Genomic DNA, 23,588 nt, shown 5'->3' with positions numbered 1-23,588 from the left:
TCCATCTGGTTATGCCGGTAAGCCCGGGGCTCACGCTTCGATTATTACTGGAAATGAATCGTTAACTGATATTTCCATTGTGTTTCAAGCAATAGCCATTGCTGCAGTACGCTGGGAGTCCAGGAGTCATCACCGCCGACGCCCATGTGCTGCCCATCAAGGGTTATCCAGACGCCACTTTCCGGCTGCATCCAGTGCCAGTGGTCAGTCTTCATTAATTGCGCGGTGCCGTAAGGCTGTAGGGAAAAGTGGAAATCACCCGCCACGTGCCAGCGCCCCCAGTCAAGTGCTTTGTTATCACAACGCAGGCCATTCTCGGTGGGGAATATGTACGGTGTAGTCATCTCGTCCAGCGGCAGTTCCCAGCGGGAGAAACAGGCGCTGGTGCGACGATCCGGGTAGTTCTCATGCGGGCCAAATCCCAGCCATGAGACCGGTTTATTCTGATCCAGTACCTGAAAATTCAGCCCGATGCGTGGCAGCGGCGGCAGTGTGCCAGCACGTTCGCCGTCAATGGCCAGGTGCAGCTTGCCTTGTGCGTCAAAGGTCATCTGCCAGTGGCTGACGATCACAACCTCATCCCCGTTCAGGTAGTGCCAGCGGCAATCGACAACAACGCTGCTGTTCAGATGATGCGCGTCACACTGCACGCAGCGGGTGGTGAGGTTGTACAGGCCTGCGCTTTTCCAGCGTTCAACCCAGGCGTTGGGATCGATGCGCTCCACTTCACTCACGCCAATATCATTATCCAGTGGTGCCCGAATGAACTGGTCGCGCAGCGGAACCAGTAGTTGCTCCACGCCGTCCACCTGCCAATGCGTCAATAGTCCGCTTTGACGGTCGATCGCCCACTGCTGCGCACCGCTGCGCACCGTCCAGGCACTGTCACTGCGCTCAAGCTCAGGAGCATTTCCTGCAGACAGAGGTGCCCGCAGAACCAGCGGGGCTGCGAGGGCAAACTGCTGCCAGGCGACGCGATGACCGGCATCGGACCAGGCCGTGGCCTGCGGCTGGATAACCTCCAGCGTCAGCCATACCTCTTCGGCCCCGGCAGGCAGCGTCAATTTCTCCGACAGCGTCAGCTCGCGCTGTCCTTCAGGGAGAAGTTCAAGGGCCAGGCTGCCGCTGGCAACCGTTTCACCAGCAGCCTGAACCTGCCACTGCAGTTCCTCGTTATCCGCCAGGCGGAACAGGTATTCGCTGGTGATGCTAATACGCAGCGGGGTTTGCGACAGCAGGGCAAACTGGAAGTATTGCTGTGCATGTTTGGCTTCAATTAATGACGGATGAGGGCGACGGTCGGGGAAGACAAGACCGTTCATGCAGAACTGGCGATCGTTGGGCTTATCGCCAAAATCACCGCCGTACGCCCAGCCGACACTGCCATCATCGAAGGTTTTAGTAATGGCTTGATCGGCCCAGTCCCAGATAAAGCCCCCCTGCAGTCGCGGGTAATAACGAAACGCCTGCCAGTAATCGGCATAATTTCCCAGGCTGTTGCCCATTGCGTGAGCGTATTCGCAAAGGATTAACGGGCGCTGCTCGCCAGGCAGGCTGATCCACTTTTTAATCCCCCATTTTGGCACCGCAGGGATAAGCTGATCGCTTTCTACTCGGGCATACATCGGGCAGAGAATATCGGTAGTTGTGCTATTCGCGCCGCCCCCTTCATACTGGACCGGACGTGACGGATCGTTACGCTTGAGCCAGTGATACATGGCTTCATGATTGCCACCCACGCCGGACTCATTGCCCAGCGACCAGATAATAATCGACGGGTGGTTGCGATTGTTTTGTACCATCCGCGTGACGCGGGCGCTCCAGGCCGCTAACCAGGACGGATCGTCGGAAAGACGACTCATTGGCACCATGCCGTGAGTCTCGATATTAGCCTCATCGACCACGTACAGACCATAGCGGTTACAGAGCTCGTACCAGCGTGGTGCGTTAGGATAGTGAGAACAGCGAACAGCGTTGAAATTATTCTGCTTCATCAGAAGAATGTCCTGCAACATATCCTCTTCGGTGACGACCTGACCGCGCTGATGGTGATGTTCATGACGGTTTACACCACGGATCAACAGCGGTTTACCATTCAACTTCAGCAGGCCATTATCGATCTCAATCCGACGAAAACCGATATCCCAGGCTTCGGCTTCAATCAGTTCATCGCCGCACCACAGTGAGACTACGGCCCGGTAGCAGTTTGGTGTTTCCGCGCTCCACAGTGCCGGGCGTTCTACAGGCAAGCGCATCACGGTGCGTTCAGCATAATTGCCGCGTTCATCAGTGACTGGTGAGCCGAGCGGCTGCTGATGTCTGGCGACCTGTTGCGTGTCATTCCACAGCTCAACGGCCACCGTCAGTTTTTCCAGCAACGGTGTCGGGGCGGCGACAGTGGCATTGACCTCCAGCTCGGCGTCGTGATAAAGCGCATCTAGCTGCGGAGTGAGCTGAACATCGCTAAGGTGCAGCGTTGGTTTATTCAGCAACCAGACGGAGCGGAAAATTCCGCTCATCCGCCACATATCCTGATCTTCAAGCCAGGTGCCTGCGCTCCAGCGCATCACCATGACGCAGAGGCGGTTCTCGCCCGCCTTAAGGAGCGCACTGAGATCGAAGGCCGCGGGCAGACGACTGTCCTGTGAGTAACCGACCCATTCGCCGTTGCACCACAAATGGAATGCGGAGTTCACGCCATCGAAGATAATCTGCGTCTGACCCTTCGCCCGCCAGTCTTCCTCGACGCTAAACGTCAGTGAGTAGCAGCCGGTCGGGTTTTCTTCAGGTACGCGTGGTGGCGTAGTATCTATGGGGTAACGCACGTTGGTATAGACTGGCACGTCATGCCCTTCCATTTGCCAGTTCGAGGGGACCGGTGTACTGCGGCTGTCCGCCAGATCGTTTTCCAGCCAGCTGGCATCCACCTCAAACGGGCTGCGGGCATAAGAAAATTGCCACTGACCATCCAGCAGGCGGCGGTGTGCAGAGAACTGATTTTCCCTTGCCGAGCGAAGATCGCGCCAGCTGGCAAAGGTCGGATGGGCCGGTAAACGGTTCAGGTGTGTAATGGTCTGGTTTTGCCAGTCTTCACGGGCAAGCACGTCATGAAACAGAGGTCCACCGGAGAGGTGGCAAGCGTGATGTCGCATAGGTATACCTGTAGGATAAATGTGAAATGTCATTCGCTAGACAAGATGGAATGAGTTATCAGATATTTTGTTAATAGCGGCAACAATGGTGAGATTGAAACTCACGGACGATCACGAAACAGAGCGAAAACCATAGTTTAATGTCGATTTTCTGACATAAAATGTTAGCGAACGACATTCTTGTTAGCGAGTAACGGAGGAGACGATGGAACGCCGTACAGCAACGTTAGAAGATGTGGCTCGCGAGGCCGGTGTATCCCAGCAGACGGTCTCACGTGTACTGAATAAACCTGGTGTGGTGACTGAACGTACTCGCGATAAAGTCATCCGTGCAATGCAGGCGTTGCACTATGTACCGAACCGCTCAGCACAATTGCTGGCGGGAAAGTCGGCACCGTCTATCGGGTTGATTACCGCGTCGTTGACGTTGCATGCGCCCTCACAAATCGCCGCTGCGATAAAAAGTCACGCAGGTACACATCATCTGGAGGTTGCTATCGCGATGCCGGTGATGGCTGACTATGTCTCACTTCAGGCGCGACTGAATGAATTTCGCGCGCAAAATATCCGAGGCGCGGTTATTAATCTGCCCCTTGAAGGTAACATTGCGGAAAAACTGGTGAATGAGAACCCGGATATTTGCTGTCTGTTTTTAGATGTCTCACCGGAAACTAATGTCTGCTGCGTACGGTTTGATCACCTTGATGGCTGCGGAGCCTGCATCCGTCATCTCTGGGAGCTGGGGCACCGGGAGTTCGGCCTGCTTGCAGGGCCTGAGAGTTCCGTTTCGGCGCGTATGCGATTGAGCAGCTGGCGTGAGACTTTACACCGGCTTGGGGTGAGTAATGCGGTAACGGTCTTTGGTGACTGGAGTGCTGCCAGTGGCTGGCATAAGGCTTTTGAACTGTTACATCAGTATACGCGGATTAGCGCGATCGTCGTAGCGAACGATCAAATGGCGCTCGGGGTGTTGAGTGCTCTCGCGCAACTGAACCGCACCGGCAGCAGGATGGTTTCCGTCACCGGTTATGATGATACGGCGGACAGCCTCTATTTCCAGCCACCTCTCACAACCGTTGCGCAGGATTTCAACAAGCTGGGTAAACGGGCCGTTGAGTTGTTAATCCAGCAGATGGCCGCACCGCAGATGCACCTCCGTGAATTGCTGCCGACGCGTTTGATTATCCGCGAGTCAACCCGTCCTTACGGTAGAGAAGAAGAGGATGAGAAAAAATCCGTCATTGCACAATTAAAATCACTGATAGAAAAGCTGTGAAAATTTCGCGTTCATTCTGGGAATCCAGGCCGGCGCTTCAATCCAGCCTTCGTTCCCGCGGAATGGTGTATTCCCTCTACGTCGATGATATTGCTGTCTATTCACTCACCTTCATGGATAACGCAGCTAAAACGGAAGTAATTGCAGACACCTATGGCATGCTTTTCAAACACGGCTATCCACAATTTGTTAATAGAGGATCAGCCCGTGCCTTTCGAATTTACGTCATTGACCATTGATGAAGATCGACAGAAGTGACAGGACTGTTTAAGTGTGTCGGTCATAAACTCTCCTGATAAGGCTCTCCTGTTGGCCACGCTGTAAAGCATGAAGGTTGAGGCTCATCAAAACATGGGCATCGCCAAATAATAAAAACGGGCGGGTACTGATATAGCGGGATACTTACATCAGCCCAGACGTTCCCAAAATGAATCGAATAGTTTTTTAAAAACAGGTAATAAAGCTGCTATACGTCCTGATTTTCACGATGTTCAACGTCCGCTCCTGGCACAGAGCGGACATTGATGGCAGTAGGAAGTATGAGTGTGCCATTGTCATACTGGACACAATCATCATTCTGTCCAGACTATGCAGATTGAAATCACTGGAAGAATCATGGATATCCAATTCACAAGCGTCACCCCGGACAGCCCAGGATTTGCTGAGTTAAGATCGCAGAGCATGGCTGAAGGATTTAACATGTTACGCCGACTGGAAGATAACTGGCTTAGCGGACACAACCGTTTTGACAGACCCGGAGAAAAACTCATTGGGGCTTCTGTAGAGGGATTAATCATTGGCGTGTGTGGACTCAACATCGACCCGTTTACACTAAAAACTGGCATCGGACGTCTGCGACATCTCTATGTAGACTCAGGATGGAGAAAAAGGCAGGTTGGCAGTGCCCTGCTCAGTGAGATACTTAAGGATTCTGGCCACTGGTTTGATTTTATCAACACAAACGCTCCTTCATCGGCATTCACTTTCTATGAACGAGCTGGCTTTGTTGCTTTAAACGGCATTGAAAAAGTGACGCACCATCTCTGCCTCAGAGACCCAGCGCATTGATACAGTCACCTCCTGGATAGACCGCATATTCTGTCCGGTGAACCGCTTTTCAGAAACGCCTGCCGGGATACAGCGCTGACATAACCAAACCACTTTCAGGCAAATCAGAGCCATTACCGTTAAATCCGCGCCGCCCTGGACACGCTGCTTTTCTTACCAGGCATGCAGAACGGCGGCTGAAACATCTTCAGGAAATCAAAGGAACTTACTGGTAGCTATGAACGAAAAGCGGAACATATAAGGCGTAAGTCAGGCAGCTTAGTGTCGAGAACATAATAAGTATGTGCTTCCGATGACAGTGGTTCATTGCCAGACTTGTGGCCAGCCGAGGAGTACAGCACCAGAAACACTGAATTCGGAATACCTTGTGCAGCAGACCGGGTATTATCTGAACGACGTACATAAAAATGACATTGCTCAGACACCATGTCCGCAGCTGACCAAAGTGAAAATAAAATGAACAGAAGCAGTCTTAAAGCCTTTCCCCTGTTACGTGTACTGATGCTGACGTGTGTGCCCATGTTTTTACAGGGTTGCGCCAGTGCACTTTGCCCTTTTGGCACCACTGAAGGCACAGTTCCGGACTTTAAAAATAGTTACTGGAGATCCACAGATAAAAAACCCGCTAAGACCAATGAACAAGTCCTGGAGGAATGCACTCATGCTGCCAATGCTGAGGAGCAACGCCTTTCGCAGGCCTATCTGCAGCTGTGTAAAACCGGCCATATAACCGGTGAAAACCAACGCTTTGTACAGAAATTACTGGGCAATCCACTCTTTTCTGGCTCTACAACAGCAAAAGACGCCCCTCAGCATCAGTCAGCTGGTGCAGCTGAAGCTCAGCTGAGATGGTCGATGTCTCATAGCGATAATCCTCAGGATTTCAAAGAAAATTGTGGCTATTACATTGAAAAGAATGCAGCGGAACGGTCCAGCACCATGCTGGGTTTACAGGTGGGGCATTACAAAGAGCAGGTTTTTAAACAGTGCATGGCAGTAAACCATATGGCGCTAATTGTTCCAAAAACTGAATTCAGTCAGTGCAAGTCGATAGGGTGGTAATTTACTGGATGAGTAAAAGTAATCATGAGTACGCTCTTTGCATTTGTGGCACGGTAGATACTACAGGTTTAATTTATACTATTACCTACTGGGGTTTTTTAAAGAAAAAGCCGATGTAAATGGGGGAATAGAAAAGCGCTATCTTTATTGAGTGGCAAAATAATCCTCAGGTTGGGAATGATGTCATCTTTTTACAGCCCGAATTGAAAAGTCGCTTCACAAATATGGCTTCACCAGACATGTTTATGTTTGCGTCATCCGAGCGTATTTATCTTTATACTCACAGTAAATTTTACGAAGTGGTTGAAGGGGAGTCAGGATTACAAAAGAAACTTGTCGAGATGGATAAACAATATTTCGAGCAGAATCCATGATTATCTGGCAGGCAAAATGTGATCACGTGTTCTCACGTAAGAATTATCTAATTAATATCCAGATGAGTCTGTAATTAAAACTGCTCACAGGGGGGCTGGAAAACATGGGAATTCCGACACCCTGGACTCACCTGTTTCCATATGTCTGGCTGAAAAATGATACCATTAGCTCTTTTCATTAACGGTCCTACTGCACCGATCCTGATTGATATAATACGCATTAATCCCAGTAAACCAGATAAGCAAGTGCGGCAGCTGAACAGAAAGCATAGGGGCTTAAAAGCAAAATATCCGAATAAGGCGTTTCGCATATCCTGATAACAGGCCATGCCAGTACAACCAGCCACATGAAGAGCGTAGAGCACACGATAAAAAAGCTCCCCCTGAGGGAAGCGTCAGGATAAAATCGCTTTGAAATCATCGCTAATGGCATGCCAATTATTAAAGAGCCCATCGTGGTCCCAATAATACTCGTCATTACAATAAAAAAATAAGTGAAAATCATACCCACTACGGGTGTACTGCTTTTTCCCCAGGAAAGATAGGTTAAAACCAGTAATGAACCCACGACACTACTAAATATTGCTGATATCACAGATACCCTAATCCAGTTGTCGTTAGTAATGTTCGTCATAATTTTCTCTATGTCTGAGCAGCTATATTGATGCAACGTATCCGCTTAAATTTTCGCCGCGAGGTTTATAGCAAAACAGGCTTCCGGCACAGCATCCTCTGTATAGTTGCGCGAGCAGAAGAACCTTATAGCAAAATCAATTAGAGGTAAAATGATGCTTTAATCATTACTTCATAATGATGCAACGGACGTTGTTGAATAAATCGAAATTTTGCTGAGCAGAAGGATCTGATCGCACATCATCTGGCAAAGCAGAAGTCAGGATCACTAACCGGCACCATTGCAATACTGCCCTTATCAACCGCTGTTCCATCACTCTGGCTGGACAATAAAGGCAGCTAAGGTATGACATGCGTCAGCAATGCCCGTATCACGTGGGCGGCCTGAAAGGGGCAATACCTGCAGGTCACCTCTATCTGGCAGTCTGTGACATGATGAGCCAGCCCAGCAATGTCCATAACGCTTCACCGGGCTATTGCTTGTCTGAAAATATCCGCCTCAGGGAAGATGGGGGACTGACGTCCTATAAGCGCCAGGCGGAGATTGTACAGACAACATGAGAACAGTGGTCTGGTCTTCTGCATTTATTCTTCAGGAGCGTGGACAAAGCACAGCTTATTCCCTTCCGGATCCCGACAATAAGCCGCATAGAAGTCTGAAGCGTATTCTCTGAAACCAGGTTTACCCTCGTCGGCACCTCCCATTTTCATGGCGAGGTGCCAAATCTCCTGAACTTCTTCCTGAGAAGCGACTAAAAAACTGACCTGCATACCGTTTCCCCAGGTTGAAGGAAGGCCATTTTCAGGCACCTGCACGTAAAACTGAGGCCATCGTTTATAAGGATATTTCCAGCCAACCCCTTTAGCCTGACCGCCATTACCCTCTGGCATCTGTTCAAAGCCTAACTTCGCAAGCAGAGGTTCATAGAAAGCCACTAATGCGTTGAGATCTCTCGCGCCAACGTGAACATGACTAAACATTACCAATTCTCCTGAATGAAATGAGAAATCTTAATGTAGTCCGTACATGTTGTAGTTCAAGTCAGAAAGAGGGTCAGGCATTTCTCTTGAGATTAAAGCAGCAGATGTAAGCCATGTCCGCTTCTGGCAAAACGCTGACTTCAGTTCGCCCGCTATCAGCAGCATGGTTATGCTGCTGCCATCCGTTCAGGCGATTTGCTGTTTGTCCCGGGTCAGACAGGCAGCCGAGACAATGGCACCCCGGAACCCGATTTTACGGCTACGGTAAAAATGACCTTTGCAAATCTGACAACAACGCTTGCGGCGGCAGGTTGTACGTTTGACTATCTGACTGGAGCATCCGGACATCAAGGCCGCCTGTCAGGGTATTTAGCGCCAGGCCAGTGAGCGTCTCGCATCCTTAAGGCTGAATCACCTTACCCTGCTCATCAAGCAGATCCGTCAGGAGGGCCGTGCCATCGCTTCCCACCCGAAATTCCCCGTAACGTGCCTGCGCGAATCTGTCGGCATGACCTTCCTGAAAGAAATAAGCGTTGGTGCCGATGGTCAGCGAGCCATAATGTTGATGGTATTTTACCCGCAGCTGATTTGGCTGCAGAGGTTCACCCTGATCAAAACGGGCCTGAGTCGCGTGACGCTCCGCATCGAGGTCAACAATCAGGGTTCCGCTGGTGGGCAGGCATGGCGCTGACAGGGTCGCGCCGCAGGACTCAGCCTGTTGATACAACGTCAGTTCCAGCGGGCGGGTGAGGGCATAGTTCAGCGCCATGTAATCACCCTGCATCAGGGATCGCGGGTCAACCGGGGCAAGAGGTAAAATCATGACCGCACCTTGCTTCAGCAACTGCTCTTTTTGCCAGATGCTGACATTGACGGCTATCAGCGCCAGCGCTATCACAGCGCCAGCCAGCCATCGGCTCTGTTTATGCATTTTCACTGGCACCTCCGATTTGTGCAGGTAATACTTTTTTGACTCCCCATGCCAGCCCAAGTAAAACCAGACCGCTGACCAGCAGCAGCAGGGATTTCTGCAGCAGAATTACCTCCAGGAAGTAATACCAGCCAATGACATACAGCACCATGAAACCGCCACTGACCACCAGCAACCCCAGACTTCCCTGATAACGTGCCATCAGAATTAACCACAATCCCAGCCCTATACCCGGTGCATAGAGGGCTGCGGCCCCGCAGATAAGCGCAGCGGGCAGCGTGATAATCGAAAACAGCGGCTGTCTGTGCCTTTTCTGACTGAGCGCACTCAGCACTAAGCCAGCCGCGATCCCTGTGCCGGTCCCAGACTGCAGCGTGGAAAATTGCGATGCTGACCAGAGGAAATCCGTGAGATACGCCGCGTTAATCCCAAGGAAACTCAGCAACATCAGACCACAAGGTATGCCATACAGCAGGGGGTGTACCGCGTCAGCATACGGCCCTGCCTGTAACCTCAACTGATGACTGACAGTCCACATCCATAAAAATATAACCGCCGCCACCAGTACGGACACAGCAAGGCGTGCAGCCATCGGAGACAGGCAGATCCGGGCCAGAGAGTAGCCCGCCAGCACCAGGAAAAAGGTCAGGGCAGTGATGGCCATAAACCGATAAGTGCGGTCGGGCATCGCCATTGCCATTGCGGCCAGGATCGGCAAGGCAGTCAGTGAACTCAGCATAATAAAGCTGACGTCATTGCTCTGAATTTGCAGCAGAACACCGGTTATCAGCCCGCACGTTGCCGCAATCGCCCATGCCAGCCCGAGATGATGTTTACCGTCACGCTGACTGCTTAACAGGCCACGTGCAATGGCGGCAAGCAGCAGCGAAGGAATAATAAGGGTGGCAGCATTCGGGTCTTCCAGCAGATCAGTGGCATAGAGCATCAGTATCATCAGTAACAGAATGATGATCGCTGCCACCCAGCCTCCGACGCTTAGCGCCAGCCTGAGATACCAGGGCAGGTCGGATGCGTGACCGCGTTGCTTAATTTCCTCAACCTGTGAGGCGCTCAGCAAACCCTGCTGACGCAAAGTGTCTGTCAGTAAGGTCAGCCTGGCCGGAACCAGATCGATTGGCCCCTTTTCAACCAGTTTGCGTTGCCACTTCAGCAGAATTGAACCATTTACCGCCACCCAGAATGCCAACAGGATGCCAGTCAAAAACAGATCACCCGTATCGTAGGCTAAAAGAAATAACTGCATAATTAGCGCACAGCCAACCACGGACAGGCTGGCAATGCCCAGCGTCAGCATGCAGAGATCCTGATAGCGGTAACGGTACAGGTAATAACCTGCCAGCAGGGTGATCACCCAACCGCCGGTGATATAAGGAAGGTGGTCACCGCCGCCCCAGTCAGAGAGGTTCCCGGCCACGATGGCGGTCAGCTGAAGCAGTAAAAATCCCGCCATGACTCGCGAGAACCAGCGGCTTGCCAGCCAGCTCTTGGGATGATGCGTTATCGCGCACCAGGCCAGCGCTTCCCTGACAATCAGGCAGGCTGCCAGCAACGCCAGATATGCGTAGAGCACAGTGATCGGGAGCCTGGTTAAACTGTCAGACGCGGCGAGATCCAGAAGTGACGACGGCAGGGTGTTGTAATAGAGCTGGAACGCCAGGTTAGCGACCAGCCAGCTGCAAAACCACAGGCTGTTTTGCCTGGCAATCAGCGCCAGCGGCAGAAGAACGTATAACCAGGCCCGGAATAGCTCCCAGCTGTCAGCACCGGTCTGATAAATCTGTCCATACAGCGCAAAAAGGGCACCGAAGCTTAACCCTGTCGCCAGTAATGCGTTGCGTGCCAGCGTGCTGTACCAGCGCCACCAGACAATCACCGCCAGCGCGACGATCAACAGCTCGGCCAGGGCAAATTTCGCCATTTTTGGCAGCCAGGCCCAGTTCCAGGCAACAAAGAACACCGCTCCGGCAACCAATGACAGTAATCCCAGACAGGAAAGAACCGGGATAAGAAACTGACGCCACTGAGCATCTGACGGTCTGATTCCACAGAAAGCAAAGATACGCTCGCAGGTCTCCGGGGTCAGGCTTCCTCCTTTCAGCAGGCGTGCGATCTGGCGACAAAGATACTCTGCCGTCCGTGACGGCATCCCGGTGATGCCATCGGGTGCAAGCTCCCTCATTCTTTCCCTGCCTCTGTTTGCGGTATGACTTTGATGATGAAGTTAACGGCTGTTCTTCCCTGCGATCAATCCGCGTGTCGGTCAGTAACGCTCTGCTGAGCGGCCGATGATTTTGCTGAACAAATGTAAACATCTTTTCCAGGATATAACAGCGTAAATCAAAGGCGAGGGGGAACTCTGCGCAATCTGCCGCATTATTTTGATCAAATAGTATCGTGGCCGTATTTTGGCTGCGTGAACATGACATCCGCCCCCGACGAACTCGATCCCCGCAGGCAGGCTTTACTGCTGTACTCTCAGGCGTACCGCATCACCCGCGTTGCTGAAATGCTGGGAGAGAAATCCGCAACCGTGCACAGCTGGATTAAGCGTGATAAGTGGGCGACTATGGCCCGTTGGATCAGATGCAACTGACCACCGCCGCGCGCTTGTATTTCTTAGGCACCCACGCTCATACCGTGCAAAGTTATTACGGCAACCTGTACCTGAATGAATATGTTTGGATCCCTAAGTTTCAGGAACTGCAGAAAGTGGCGTCCGGCATGGCGCTGCACGAAGTGGTGCCAAACTTACTTTTCCATCCCATCCAGCCTGACACACAGCGCCTATCCGTTCTGGCCCGTCGCGCATTGATTCAAAGGGGTGAGTTCCTGAGTGGAAAAGCACATACGCTACCGGAAGCCGCGCCGCATTGGGCGCGCGTGCAGAAAAACGCCCATTCACTGAATCGGATTGCGGGCAGTTGCTATGCTGGCAGAGGTCCGAAGGCGCGGTATGAATCCACCAGTGAATCAAAAAGCGAGATATCTGAGCGACTTCTGGCGATAAGCTGGGCACCGGCAATGGCCGTGAAAATTGCACGCGCTCTGGATTCACTCTCACTTGAATCGCACACCTTCGCAGCCACCAGCAGTTTGTTCAGCCATGCAATGTTCACATCAGCAAACTTCTGTATTTCTGCATTCATTTCAGGAGGTAAGGTATCTTTTTCAGCGCCCATGAAACTGCCCAGGCAGAGACGATTTTCGGCCTCAAGTGATCTTCGGAAGATTTCAGGAAAGCGACCCAGCGCATCAATGGGTGAGGGGCTTTCTGATTCGATCATCTCGAGCGCGAGCGCACCGTCCTCCCAGTATCGTCTGGCAACGGCAATACCCAACTCGGCTTTGCCTGGAAAATAGTAGTAAATACTCGCCGCTTTGATACCCACATCTTGCGCGAGGTCGCGGAAATTCAAACCGTTATAGCCCTGAGATTGGGCAATTTTCCTGGCCGCCTGCAAAATGGCTTCCCTGGTGTTGACGCTCATCTTGATGCCTTTGGTATTGGGATGATCTCTTAAATAGAGAACGCTAATTTACAGCAAACGCTTACCGGGTGACAGGGTGATTGCCATGAAAAACAGTAAGTTCAATGCATCCAGGGTGCTCAGGCAGACGTCATTCCATCATGGTTTAGCAAGTAACATCGACAGCCGACGCTATCATAAGCACTCTGGTCACCGGGAAAGTCAGTAGATAACGAACCCGGCGTACCGGAGTTTACATTGAGTGGCGCTATTACCGGGTTGGCGAATCCAGCTCAGGAATGCCGCTGTTGCGATCGGCGTAGGCCGCCTGGAAGGCAGGACGTTTTGTCCAGCGCTGCCAGTACGCATCTAAGAACTCAAAACGCTCGTCCAGTGGAGTGGCATTGACCGGGAATTTCGAGAAGGCGATCGCGGTCGCCAGAGTCATATCCGAGAAGGTCGGGGCATCGCCGCCAAGCAGCCATTCGCGGCCGTCTGACAGATGGCGATTAACCAGCGCGGCGTGAGCCAAAGCTTCTTTACGGCAGTGTTCACCCCAGGCCTCATTTTTGGTCAATTCCAGCTTGAAGCCGAGGCCGGTGTGCAACACGTGGAACGCTGTAACGATGCGGTACAGGATATGCACCCACACCCGGTTATCCCACATATTATCCAGACCCTGTTCCAGTGCTGTTTCTCCCATAATCTTGCGGCCCGGATACTCCTGATCAAGATAGCGAACGATGGCAGCCGTTTCAGAAATATAACTACCGTCAGCCAGTTCAAGGGTAGGTGTTTCGCCCCACGGATTCATATTCAAATGTCGCCAGCCACGCTGCTCTCCTCCAGGGGACATGTCATAGATGGTCTCGGAAAACTGGTCAGCGATGCCCTTTTCGTGCATGAAAAGCCGCAGGCGCTGTGGATTAGGAAAGGCCGAAGGTGATGTAAAAAGCTGAAGTTTAGCAGTCATGGTCGATCCTACAGGTTGATGGTTGGGGTATCTAACTAACGTTAGGTAGGTAAACATTAGCGGTCAAATCAACACACGTCAACACATGTCTAACACTTGTTAGGTTAATTTTTTGGTGACCTTCCTGCTTGATACGATATTTCAGCGGAGGCATAACTGAAGAAGGGGGGCAATGACGCCGGAGGGATGAAAAATGCAAATGAGTGGAGAGGTTTGATTCAAACGGGTTTTCAGGTGAGTTACATATTGGCAATTACTGTCGACTGGTTGCCATGCGGGCTGCTGGCCAACAGGAAGAGCCGGCTGGTAGTCCGGAAGCGCAAGGGCCACGGGGTGAGGTAGTAGCGGTTAGATCAGCCCATGAAGCCGACTGGTGTGGGCATCATCACTGGTCACTAAAATGAGCGGCCGCTGTGGCTTTGAGCGAAAAGCGGACGTCAAAATAATAGCGGCAGGGACGTTCTACCATAATAAATATAACAACCCGCTCGCGAACCCTTTTTGGTGTTGATTTTTCAGACAGAGTTGCAGGGCAGCATAAAACCCCCGGTTTTTACTGCAACCAGTCTATCCACGTTTTACTTTTTTAATTGTCATTTTTACTAACCAATACATGGCTAAAGCGTAAAACGCGATAACGGTCAAAAGGGAAAAGAACGTAACCGGATCCGTACCGGCTTCGTATACGTCATCCTGATAACTGCTGAAAATTTGGTGAGAATGTTCAACGAGCCACGCCGTCAGCGGATAGAGTGGCATCCCGTAACGCGACACCATAAAGGCCACAATAAAGCAGACGAAAAAACCCGCTGCTTTTCTAGCGAATTTTGCAGTTTGCAAAGTTACTTTCTCCCTGAACGTCAACATAGCCGTATGCCATCAAGCTGTTTCGCGAACCCGGCACGCGAATTTTTTTTCTCCGGAGCAGCGCCTGTCTTACCGTATAGAAATCAGTACGCCGCACAAAAGTGATACACCCTTCACTTTCTCCGGAGCCGTCTGGCCGAAGAGGATGCAGGCGGAAACCGCCACGGGAAACGCCATTGATGAAGATTGAATCAGTCATTGTTTTCGAATTAAAGAGCGCAAACCACTCTGAATGATTTGAGTTGTTCCAGGTGTCGACGGCCCATCCTCTGATCCGGTTAGCGATACTGCCTTCAGGACGCGGAACAATCCAGTAGCGCCCGACCGGAATGGCACTGTTAGGCTTGTAGGTACAGTTTGGATCATTGGTATAAGGCTTTTGGCCGGAAAAGACCGGGAAGGTACCCACGCCGTAAACGTGCAGCTTTGCCTCGCCGCCGCCCTTTGTCAGATCGTATTAGGTCATTCTCATTAACTGCATTAAACGCTCCCTGTAGGTTATAAGGCATGCCAATGAACCGGGCAATGCTACCATTCCTTAATAGAGAAGTTAACGGGCAGGCGGGCGCTTGACAGCCAAAATTCTTCCATGCGAGCCAGTCAGCATTATTTAATATAAGACTACCTGGCCGACCCCCACAGAGCCCCTCAGTGCGCTCCTGGTGCGTACGGCCCATTTTCGGCACCTTTTTCCCAGCTTTAACCCTGAAAAACGCACCTGATGATTCCAGAATGTCTGCATGACTATGTAGTGTGATCTGTTCTACACGGATTAGTGAATGCAGATTTTGTAAATGTCCCCCTTCGATTAAAGATACCGTTGCATCGACCCATTGAACTCACAGCGAAAAGCGGACCCAAACCTACACGCTGGTCATCAGCCGGGGTAGTTTATGAATTTAAACGGCAGTTTTGCAGAAGATGACAACAGATAACGATGACCGAATAAATTTATCTGAAAGGCGGTCACGGCAGGAGCGAGATACACACACACACTGGATTTAGTGCCCTGTAAATACACATACTGACCGATTATGGCTGTTCAGGTGAACCAGTCGCCTGCTTCCCATATCCAGACAACATTGCCGTTGCTTCATCCATCCGTTGACGATCAAGTTTATAGAACACCCAGTTCTTGATACGTTTCGATGTCACAATCCCAGCTTTAGCAAGAATTTGCAGATGGCCTGTCACGGTGGGCTGACTCAGACCAATTTTTTCGGTGATAAATCCGACACACACACCATCCTTAACCAGATCGCCGTCCTGCTGCACCGGAAAATGTGACTCTGGATCGGACAGCCATTCAACAATCACGAGCCGATGCTCATTACCAAGGGCACGAAAAATATCGGCCATTAATGTCTTAGAGTTGTGCATATAGCCAATCACCTATATAGTCATTTTCTTATATAACTTTATGGGCATACTATGACAAACCACAGACAAAGGCTAACAGACAGTGTCACGCTGAAAGATATTTATGCAGCTTCCGGGCGAATTAAATCAACAGTATGCAAAACTCCACTGGAGCCTTCCCACTCGCTGTCTGCTCTTGTCGGGACGGAGGTCAGGCTTAAGATGGAAAATCTTCAGCATACCGGTAGCTTTAAGCTGAGAGGTGCTGCAAACGTTCTTGCCAGTCTTAATGCAGACCAGCGACGTGCCGGCGTCATCGCCCCGACGGCAGGGAATCATGGTTTAGGGCTTGCCTGTGCGGGACATGCAGCAGGCATACCCGTAACCATATTCCTACCGTTTTCAGCAGACCCGATTAAGGTTTCTGCAATGAAAAGTTATGGTGCGCAGATTACGTTTTTTGACGACATTGAAGACGCAAGGCAGGAAGCCATTGTCGCAGCGCAACAGTCCGGCGCAACGTTCGTCTCAGCCTACAATAATCAGCAGATGATTGCCGGAGGCGGCACCGTCGGTCTGGAAATCATGGAAGACTGGCCAGACGCTGACGTTATTCTCGTAAACATTGGCGGCGGCGGGCTGGCCTCCGGTATCGCAACAGCCATCAAGGGCATAAACCCTGCAGCCGAAGTGTGGGCAGTGCAGAGTGAAGCAAGCCCGACGTTTGCGTGCTGGAAAGAAGCTGGTGAGGCGATCCCAGTGGAAATATCGTCGTCAATCGCTGAAGGCATAAGTGGCTATATAGAGCCTGAAGCGATGACCTGGCCCCTCATACGCGATCGCGTCGATCGTGTTCTTCTGGTTTCAGAAGCCGAAATCAAAGCAGCGATGCTGTTAATGCTTAATCTGCACAGCCATGTTGTAGAGCCTTCAGGCGTACCCGCAGTTGCGGCAGCCATCCGTTATGCAAAAGAATTGAGCGGGCGTAAAGTTGTCTGTGTGGTGAGCGGTAGAAACATATCGGGCTCCCGCTATCTCAAATTAGTTAATGAGGCGTCACTATGAAGAAACAGAGCGGAGTTAAGGTCGGCTGAGCTCTTATTGCGCAACGTTCTTATCATAACGGCTTCATTCATTACGCAGGCTTTGAGGTAGTGCCGCCTTTGACGGACTGCCGTTTAACAGCCTTTTTGCTCAAGATTCTATGGTTCGTTTAAGGGAATGTCAGGCATCATCATCAAGATATATTTTTGTCATACAAGGAGTAAGACTAATGAATATTAATATAAGAACAGCCCGGGCTTCTGATGTTGACAGTATTTTCGAAGTCAGAACCTCAGTGCTCGAGAATTATTTGAGTCGTGAAGAAATGCGTCAGCTGGGGATCACCGAAAGCGTCTTGGCCGATATGATTGAAAAGAGTCTTTGCGCCTGGGTTGCGGCTGAAAACGACAAAATAGTCGGCTTTTCAATGATTTTGCCGGATGAAGGCTGTCTTTTTGCGGCCTTTGTTCTCCCGGAATATGAAGGCAGAGGTATAGGTCGAAGGCTGGTTTTTCTCGCCGAGCAGGAATTATTTAAACATCATGAGGTTGCGTGGCTGGAAACCGATAAAAATAGTCGCGCGGCGAAATTTTACATGCAGTTCGGCTGGGGTAATAAAAAAGAGATTAACGATACCGATATCAAACTGGAGAAACATCGCAGCGTGTAATCTACTGCAACTTTCATAAATGTCCGCTTATGGCATAAGGCGGACATCTGCATCAGGCAAATTATCTTCTGAGCAAATATCGGACAAACTATCGTTAGGCTACTCGTGTTTCTGGCAAATCTATGATAACCAGGGTGCCAAAACTGCCTTTTTTTACAGTATGAGGAATCCCTGCTTTGGCTACATAAAGCTGGCCAGAAGTTACAGAGATTTGTTTTCCTTTCACGCTCAGTTCAAGACGACCGTCAATGACCAGTAACCCTTTATCATACTCATGCACCTCTTCAATTACAGAGCGTTCATCCATTCGTAAAACTTTGAGATTCGCTGTGCCAATGTGGCCTAATACCTGAGAGTGCCAGGCCTCTGGTAATGCATGTGATTCAATTCTAAGGTCATAAAGCGACATAACGTCACTCCTTTTAGTGTTCTTTTAATGCTCTTATGCCATATATATTTCCTACCGTCATATAATAAATATGGGAAAATAAATCGTATAAGAGACTATACCATTCCTCATTATGCTCTTATTTCTGAAGTGCCAGATTCTGCAATCTGGCCTGGTCAGAACCCTGTTTATCAACGGGCCGATAGGTAAATCGCGTCAGCTAATAGCGCAAAGCGGACATTTAGCCGCAATAGCGTGTTTGCTGTCAGACGAACTGTTTGTCCTGCGCAGACCTTTAATCATTAATCGTCATTTTAAATCACGTATTTTCTTCGGGTCGGCTTACATTCCCAGACTGGCCAGCAGGTCGTCCACATCATCCTGACTGGCAGGAGTCTCTGGTACGGAGGAAGGTTTAGACGGCGCAGTGCGCTCGGTGGTGCTGTGTGAGCCAGTATTATCGCGGATGACCTGTATCAGTTGCTGCTCAGCCTGATTCAGCACGGCCATCATAGCCTGCACAATCTGTCCTGTGAGGTCCTGGAAGCCCTGTGACATCATAATCGCGTGCAACTGCTGTTGCGTCAGACCTGTGACACGGGGGACATCATTCAGCAAGGCAACGGTATCTGCCGCTAATGCCTGGGTCTGTTCTTTGTCTGACAGCGTACCGGAAGTGGCATCCCAGCGTTGCGTGAGTTTCTCCGCTTTTTCTCCCAGATCGGTTTGCAGAGGCTGCGTGATTTCCACGCTGTTGATTACGCCCTCTGCTGCTTCGCGGGTCATTGTGACGACATAACCCAGCCTTTCACGGGCGTTTGGGATGCTTCCCGCCACATCGGCGATGGTTTTATCAAGCCCCAGTTGTTGCAGACTGTCGCGAAGCTGCCGCAGGATGAAGCCAGCACGCGCCGTAATTTCGCCAATTTCCTGATGCTTACTATGGGTGTCGGATGGTGACATGGATGTTGTTTCCTGCGTACAGAGTTTCGATACCTGAGGTTATCGGCAGCTCGCGGCGGTTTTTTAAATTTCCTGAGGTTTTTACTCGTGTAAAAAGTGACATGATGTGAATGAGGCGCCATAGGGCTAACGATATCAGGGTTGTGAAAGACAGAAAGTGTTGCGCGCAGGCTCTGTTTTTTCAGCCGGAGAGGGTAGTCAGGTATAGAGCGGAATGTGTGCGGGTTAATGACTGTTATGAGCGAAAACAGGGGCGTATTACCCACTTCTGAAACGTTTACGCGAGGGCAGGCAGAGGAAACTAAGACATCTTATTTATCATGTAATTACTTCGTCTTAATTAATCCGCCAACGGATAACATTTTGTCCAGTTGTAGTTGACCCTCGCCAGTTTTAAATCTCCATCTACATCCCCAAAATTAATGGTCTGACGTTCAAAAATAAACTCACGTACGGATGCGGGTAAAAAATCAGCGCCATAGCGCAGAATCGTGCTGTGCCAGAAGGGTGCCGGTAATGGGCTGGCGTTATGACGCATCAGCAACTCATTTTTCCAGTGCGAATCCAGAACTTTTTCGCAGAATGAGTGGCGCATGGCTATTGCCGAACTATCAGGGATCCCCGCAAGCAATAACTGACTGGGCAATGCAACTAACCGCAGATCTCTGATAACAATTTTTATCGCATCAAATTCGCTCCAGATATTCGTCAATTCATCGATTTTTTCGTGCAATGGCTCGTTTTCGTTATAGAGCGGCAGGGTAAGGGGCAGGAAGGTAAAATGGAAACCCTGTGTGGGCAGAATATCGACAAGGGGATCATCCTTTGTGAGCTGCTGTAATTCACAAATAAGACGTGAGACATCAAAGGACACCGGCGGCTGAATGCCCGCTGCAAGAGCCAGCTTTACAGGATCGTAGTAATTTCCCTGTTTAATTGCCCCAACTCCTGCATTTTCCGACCAGATGGAGAAGGTATTCTCGTTGGCAGAACGATACAGACTTTCCAGATTTATCGATTTCATTACAGACCTTTGGCATTGGTATGAACAGAGGCGATTCGTCATTAATAGTATTTCTGTCTGGTATTTTAGGCTATTCGATTAATTTTTAAGGGATAATAAGGATTTGAGAAGTGAGTTGTTATTGCTGCCCATAACTTATCAGGCATATCCCCTTTGCTGATCGCAAACATATCACCATGTATTCAACGGTTTGCCCATCTTTAAGGATAGCGTTGCGTCGATTCGTCCATGTCACAGGAGATGACGAACGCAGTTTACCCGAACAGTGGTCACTGACGACCAGATAGTGGCCAGATTTAACTGTTTGTATTAACTAATTATCTACGGAAAAGATGGCGAGTCAGGGCTGGCTGATGAGTTGGCAATCCCTCAGTAAATGCCAACAGTATCTGGAAATCCCGATTAGCCGCCGCTGTTTCGCGATCAGGAGTACATCCACAACGGGCACTATCTGATAGATCACGAAAAGCGCACTGGTACATCATGCTGATCCCAGCTAACCACCCGCTCTGTGGATAATGGACGGTTACAAGTATCACGCGACAGAAAGCCTGCACTTCACGGGTTTTTTAGTGCCGTTTTCAGGTAAACTTGCTTAAGCTATTCAGGTAATTTTTAAGGATGAAAAACTATGAAAGTGAGTGAAAAAGCACTACTGGAATCCGGCTTTAGTCATGCAGATCTACTAAAACTGAAAAACAATATGGCTAATTATGGTGGCTCTCTGGATTCCATGATCCATGATCTTGCTAACCGCTTTAACGCCTCGAAGTGGATTACTATTATTGCCTTTATCATACTTGCTCTTACGCTGATGCTGGCATCCGTAGATACCAGCATCACGCTGGCGGCCACACTTGCGATTGTATTGCCTTTTATATGGTATTTAGCCCCAGCAAAACTTGCATACAAGTCATGGCGCTATCGCAGAATCACGACTCATTCAGAGCAGCATCAGTGACAGACATAAGGTCAAATATGACCTTAGCTTTAACACCATAACTGACTATTTTCATTGTGAGTTTTGGACGGCTCATAGTGCTGACTTTCCTGTAATAATCCGCGGGCAGATATCTGAACAGACGCCAGGTTCCAGGGCGTCTGAACAGACCGAAGACGCTATAGGCATTTGCAACAAGCGAGATTGATTTATAGATTCCCAGCCCGCTATCAGGGCTGAACCCCATGAATGCAGCAGTGGACATAGCGGCATCAGCAACCAATCCTTCAGATTGTTTGTTATCCATTACATAGTGCGCAATTTCTTTGCTTATGCCGTTCGCACCATCAGTAACTAAAACTGCACCGGCCAGAATGCCCAATGGTGTCATAGTTCCTATAAGGGTCAGGCCAGCAGCTATTTCAGCCCCCGACAAAACCACATTTACAGCCGAAATGACATACCCGACAATTTTATTATTTTCCCTGACGAACTCCACTTTGGCATAAAGTTTCGCCGTTTTCATGCGCAGCATTCTGTCCTGCTCCTGAAGGTTTTCCGTTTCTACCCTCAGATTTTTAATACAGGCTATGCACTCTTCGTCTGATTTTGCACGTCGGGCAGACGCAAACTGCTGCTCAACCAGATTTCTGATCTCCTGAACAAACTTCACCTGAGTCATGCCATTCGAAAGATGGACTGAGGACACATGATTAGCTGTATTAATCAGCTTTCTGGCCTCAAGGTTAATCATTGTTTCAGCACAGTTTTTACTTCTGCCTGAGCGCATCATATCAAGCAATGCTACATCCATTTATCTTCTCCCTGTACATAATATCGCCGATAATACCCCATTATTTACAGGTGTAAACCGTCGTTACAGTTGAAGATATGTTGCTTCGGATAACACGTTAAAGGATGAACTATCAGGATTTATTTCAAATGATCGTGGCTCTCACACTTATACAGAGGCCATTCGCATGACACCGAAAACCGACCCAAAGCGAAACTCATGTAATTGAGATCGCCAGCGCGTTGGCCGCGTTACGCTTTATCAGAATGTCGCGCCTGTCTGGCCGATTCAGTAAAAGACGGCAGGTCACACTGATCGTCACAACCCCCGCTCCAGCATTAAACGGACAATCACAGGACAGATCAGGACAAGAGATGCCTGACGTATAGAATCCATCAACTCTCTCTGATATTGATGATGTCGATGGCGTAAATCACTTCTGTTGAGAGAGTTAAAATGAATTTTTATTGCAGTAAGGAATTTACCGGCTCGAAGGCCTGGGACTCACAGCATATTGCCAGCTTCGATAATGTCAGCGTGAAACTTCACTGGACCGATCAGCCTTATAAGTGGCACATCAACGATGGTCAGGAGGTTTTTGCTGTCATGGATGGATGTGTTGAAATGCATTATAAAGATCAGGGCGAAGTTAAAAGCCGGGTACTCAACGCCGGTGATATTTTTTATGCCAGTGAAGGGACAGAGCATATTGCCCGTCCACAGGGCGTCGCCCGCGTGCTGGTAATTGAAAAAGAGGGATCGGTTTAATTAAGGTGATTCATTATCTGGCTGAGCCATCCAGCCAGTGACAAAATGGGAGATCTCTTCTCCCAGATTGAGAATAAAGGCGTCGCGTGATGGGTGGGTGTCAATGATATGCGGCGGCAGGATGTTCATGAAGGTAAAATGCCCGGCATCTTTCACCACCCAAAGATTCGTCTTAGTTCGAATATCTAATTCTTCTTTGATGAACAGCGCTTGCGATGGCGGTGTCAGGGTGTCCTGCTCGCCAGTCCAGATCCTGACAGGCACTTTCACGGAGGCGAGGGCCGAGGGTGCTCTGAAAAAATCCGCAGGTGGCGCTAACAGCACCAGTTGATTCAAATCCTGTCTGCCTGCATATGTCACCTTCTCTCCGGTGCGAGTCCAGGCCGTCGCCCCGGCGTGCATCAACAGAATCACGGTGCCGAGTGAGTGTCCGACGCCGGAAATCGAGGCATAATGTTGACAAAACGCATCGCGGGCGAGGACAAGCCTTTGGCTGCGTTCCAGTAAGTCAGCCTTTGAGGGCGTGGAAGAGGTTAACCGTTCGAAATGGGGCGCTACTACTGAAATACCATTGCGGCTAAAGGTCTGCAGAAGCTCAAGATGACGCAATGGACTTCCGCCAGCACCTGCCGCAAAAAGGATGCACTGGCTGGCTTCATTCACCTTCAATAACGTGACGTCAAAATTCCTGTCGGCATGCCTGATGACAGAGGTTTCCGCCCTGGTGTTGTTAATCATAAAGCCGACTCCCCGCTAAAAGGTCAGTCTGGAGATACTAACCTGTTCCAGGTGAAACGATAAATTTCCGTCTGCTTCTGGCTTCAGACTACCGGT

23 protein-coding genes and 2 pseudogenes are annotated in these 23,588 nt (G+C 50.1%); 10 read left to right on the top strand and 15 right to left on the bottom strand.

Annotated features, from left to right (window positions below; translation table 11 throughout):
• Nucleotides 1–44: 44 nt before the first annotated feature.
• Complete coding sequence (locus FOV68_RS12395) at nt 45–3,152, bottom strand: beta-galactosidase (RefSeq protein ID WP_143990971.1); 3,108 nt, start codon at nt 3,150–3,152, stop codon at nt 45–47.
• Nucleotides 3,153–3,357: 205 nt separating this feature from the next.
• Here FOV68_RS12395 and FOV68_RS12390 point away from each other — a divergent pair, with 205 nt between their 5' ends.
• The 3 genes from FOV68_RS12390 to FOV68_RS12380 all read left to right on the top strand — a co-directional run bounded on the left by FOV68_RS12390 (nt 3,358) and on the right by FOV68_RS12380 (nt 6,558).
• Nucleotides 3,358–4,428 carry a LacI family DNA-binding transcriptional regulator gene (locus FOV68_RS12390; protein ID WP_143990970.1) on the top strand — a complete coding sequence of 357 codons (1,071 nt, stop codon included), beginning with the start codon at nt 3,358–3,360 and terminating at the stop codon, nt 4,426–4,428.
• Nucleotides 4,429–5,043: 615 nt separating this feature from the next.
• Nucleotides 5,044–5,496 (top strand): GNAT family N-acetyltransferase, encoded by a 453-nt coding sequence (locus FOV68_RS12385; protein WP_143990969.1) that lies wholly within the window; start codon nt 5,044–5,046, stop codon nt 5,494–5,496.
• A gap of 456 nt (nt 5,497–5,952) precedes the next feature.
• Entirely contained in the window at nt 5,953–6,558 is a 606-nt protein-coding gene (locus FOV68_RS12380) for a hypothetical protein (protein ID WP_143990968.1), read from the top strand.
• 594 nt (nt 6,559–7,152) lie between these two features.
• Here FOV68_RS12380 and FOV68_RS12370 read toward each other — a convergent pair.
• On the bottom strand, nt 7,153–7,566 hold the full coding sequence (locus FOV68_RS12370) for a hypothetical protein (protein ID WP_143990967.1): 414 nt from the start codon (nt 7,564–7,566) through the stop codon (nt 7,153–7,155).
• 350 nt (nt 7,567–7,916) lie between these two features.
• Between FOV68_RS12370 and FOV68_RS12365 the strand changes: the two genes are divergently transcribed.
• Entirely contained in the window at nt 7,917–8,126 is a 210-nt protein-coding gene (locus tag FOV68_RS12365; RefSeq protein ID WP_143990966.1) for a hypothetical protein, read from the top strand.
• A 24-nt stretch (nt 8,127–8,150) separates the two neighbouring features.
• Here FOV68_RS12365 and FOV68_RS12360 read toward each other — a convergent pair whose 3' ends face one another.
• On the bottom strand, nt 8,151–8,546 hold the full coding sequence (locus FOV68_RS12360) for a VOC family protein (RefSeq protein WP_069026903.1): 396 nt from the start codon (nt 8,544–8,546) through the stop codon (nt 8,151–8,153).
• A gap of 147 nt (nt 8,547–8,693) precedes the next feature.
• Here FOV68_RS12360 and FOV68_RS12355 point away from each other — a divergent pair.
• Nucleotides 8,694–8,876 (top strand): annotated as a pseudogene (locus tag FOV68_RS12355) (Rid family hydrolase); the annotation flags it as partial.
• Nucleotides 8,877–8,946: 70 nt separating this feature from the next.
• Here FOV68_RS12355 and FOV68_RS12350 read toward each other — a convergent pair.
• Nucleotides 8,947–9,477: a GDYXXLXY domain-containing protein gene (locus FOV68_RS12350; RefSeq protein ID WP_143991017.1), complete on the bottom strand. Its 531-nt coding sequence runs from the start codon at nt 9,475–9,477 to the stop codon at nt 8,947–8,949.
• Nucleotides 9,470–11,677 carry a DUF4401 domain-containing protein gene (locus tag FOV68_RS12345; RefSeq protein ID WP_143990965.1) on the bottom strand — a complete coding sequence of 736 codons (2,208 nt, stop codon included), beginning with the start codon at nt 11,675–11,677 and terminating at the stop codon, nt 9,470–9,472. The genes FOV68_RS12350 and FOV68_RS12345 overlap by 8 nt, the downstream gene beginning before the upstream one ends.
• Nucleotides 11,678–11,911: 234 nt before the next feature.
• Here FOV68_RS12345 and FOV68_RS12340 point away from each other — a divergent pair.
• Nucleotides 11,912–12,295 (top strand): annotated as a pseudogene (locus FOV68_RS12340) (terminase large subunit domain-containing protein); the annotation flags it as partial.
• 127 nt (nt 12,296–12,422) lie between these two features.
• Here the strand turns inward: FOV68_RS12340 and FOV68_RS12335 are convergent.
• The 5 genes from FOV68_RS12335 to FOV68_RS12315 form a co-directional block, all read right to left on the bottom strand.
• The gene (locus FOV68_RS12335; protein WP_109651318.1) at nt 12,423–12,986 is read right to left on the bottom strand and encodes a TetR/AcrR family transcriptional regulator; all 564 of its coding nucleotides are present in this window, start codon (nt 12,984–12,986) and stop codon (nt 12,423–12,425) included.
• Between the two features lie 250 nt (nt 12,987–13,236).
• Nucleotides 13,237–13,938 (bottom strand): glutathione S-transferase family protein, encoded by a 702-nt coding sequence (locus FOV68_RS12330; protein ID WP_115388192.1) that lies wholly within the window; start codon nt 13,936–13,938, stop codon nt 13,237–13,239.
• A gap of 567 nt (nt 13,939–14,505) precedes the next feature.
• Entirely contained in the window at nt 14,506–14,778 is a 273-nt protein-coding gene (locus FOV68_RS12325; protein WP_083069397.1) for a hypothetical protein, read from the bottom strand.
• Entirely contained in the window at nt 14,756–15,214 is a 459-nt protein-coding gene (locus tag FOV68_RS12320; protein WP_370513287.1) for a DUF2778 domain-containing protein, read from the bottom strand. Before FOV68_RS12320 ends, FOV68_RS12325 begins: the two co-directional genes overlap by 23 nt.
• A 623-nt stretch (nt 15,215–15,837) precedes the next feature.
• Nucleotides 15,838–16,185 carry a helix-turn-helix transcriptional regulator gene (locus tag FOV68_RS12315; protein WP_064703797.1) on the bottom strand — a complete coding sequence of 116 codons (348 nt, stop codon included), beginning with the start codon at nt 16,183–16,185 and terminating at the stop codon, nt 15,838–15,840.
• Between the two features lie 51 nt (nt 16,186–16,236).
• Here FOV68_RS12315 and FOV68_RS12310 point away from each other — a divergent pair, with 51 nt between their 5' ends.
• The gene (locus FOV68_RS12310) at nt 16,237–17,229 is read left to right on the top strand and encodes a threonine/serine dehydratase (RefSeq protein WP_186289748.1); all 993 of its coding nucleotides are present in this window, start codon (nt 16,237–16,239) and stop codon (nt 17,227–17,229) included.
• 208 nt (nt 17,230–17,437) lie between these two features.
• Nucleotides 17,438–17,878, top strand: coding sequence for a GNAT family N-acetyltransferase (locus FOV68_RS12305; protein WP_186289747.1), 441 nt, complete (start codon nt 17,438–17,440; stop codon nt 17,876–17,878).
• 94 nt (nt 17,879–17,972) lie between these two features.
• On the opposite strand, the gene FOV68_RS12300 is transcribed toward FOV68_RS12305, so the two are convergent.
• The 3 genes from FOV68_RS12300 to FOV68_RS12290 form a co-directional block, all read right to left on the bottom strand.
• The gene (locus FOV68_RS12300; RefSeq protein ID WP_143990964.1) at nt 17,973–18,287 is read right to left on the bottom strand and encodes a cupin domain-containing protein; all 315 of its coding nucleotides are present in this window, start codon (nt 18,285–18,287) and stop codon (nt 17,973–17,975) included.
• Between the two features lie 321 nt (nt 18,288–18,608).
• On the bottom strand, nt 18,609–19,229 hold the full coding sequence (locus FOV68_RS12295) for a protein phosphatase CheZ (RefSeq protein ID WP_064703800.1): 621 nt from the start codon (nt 19,227–19,229) through the stop codon (nt 18,609–18,611).
• 340 nt (nt 19,230–19,569) lie between these two features.
• Nucleotides 19,570–20,253, bottom strand: coding sequence for a hypothetical protein (locus tag FOV68_RS12290; RefSeq protein WP_143990963.1), 684 nt, complete (start codon nt 20,251–20,253; stop codon nt 19,570–19,572).
• Nucleotides 20,254–20,884: 631 nt separating this feature from the next.
• Between FOV68_RS12290 and FOV68_RS12285 the strand changes: the two genes are divergently transcribed.
• Nucleotides 20,885–21,214, top strand: a complete 330-nt coding sequence (locus FOV68_RS12285) for a hypothetical protein (protein WP_064703802.1) — start codon at nt 20,885–20,887, stop codon at nt 21,212–21,214.
• Here the strand turns inward: FOV68_RS12285 and FOV68_RS12280 are convergent.
• Nucleotides 21,186–22,007, bottom strand: a complete 822-nt coding sequence (locus FOV68_RS12280; protein ID WP_143990962.1) for a DUF4225 domain-containing protein — start codon at nt 22,005–22,007, stop codon at nt 21,186–21,188. The genes FOV68_RS12285 and FOV68_RS12280 overlap by 29 nt on opposite strands.
• A gap of 435 nt (nt 22,008–22,442) precedes the next feature.
• On the opposite strand from FOV68_RS12280, the gene FOV68_RS12275 reads away from it, so the two are divergent.
• Entirely contained in the window at nt 22,443–22,754 is a 312-nt protein-coding gene (locus tag FOV68_RS12275; protein ID WP_115764326.1) for a cupin, read from the top strand.
• Here FOV68_RS12275 and FOV68_RS12270 read toward each other — a convergent pair whose 3' ends face one another.
• Entirely contained in the window at nt 22,755–23,492 is a 738-nt protein-coding gene (locus FOV68_RS12270; protein ID WP_143990961.1) for an alpha/beta fold hydrolase, read from the bottom strand.
• Between the last annotated feature and the right edge of the window lie 96 nt (nt 23,493–23,588).

It is taken from the genome of Pantoea sp. paga (assembly GCF_007558755.1).
Taxonomy (GTDB): Bacteria; Pseudomonadota; Gammaproteobacteria; order Enterobacterales; family Enterobacteriaceae; genus Pantoea; species Pantoea agglomerans.
This window is presented reverse-complemented; position numbering and strand designations above follow the sequence as displayed.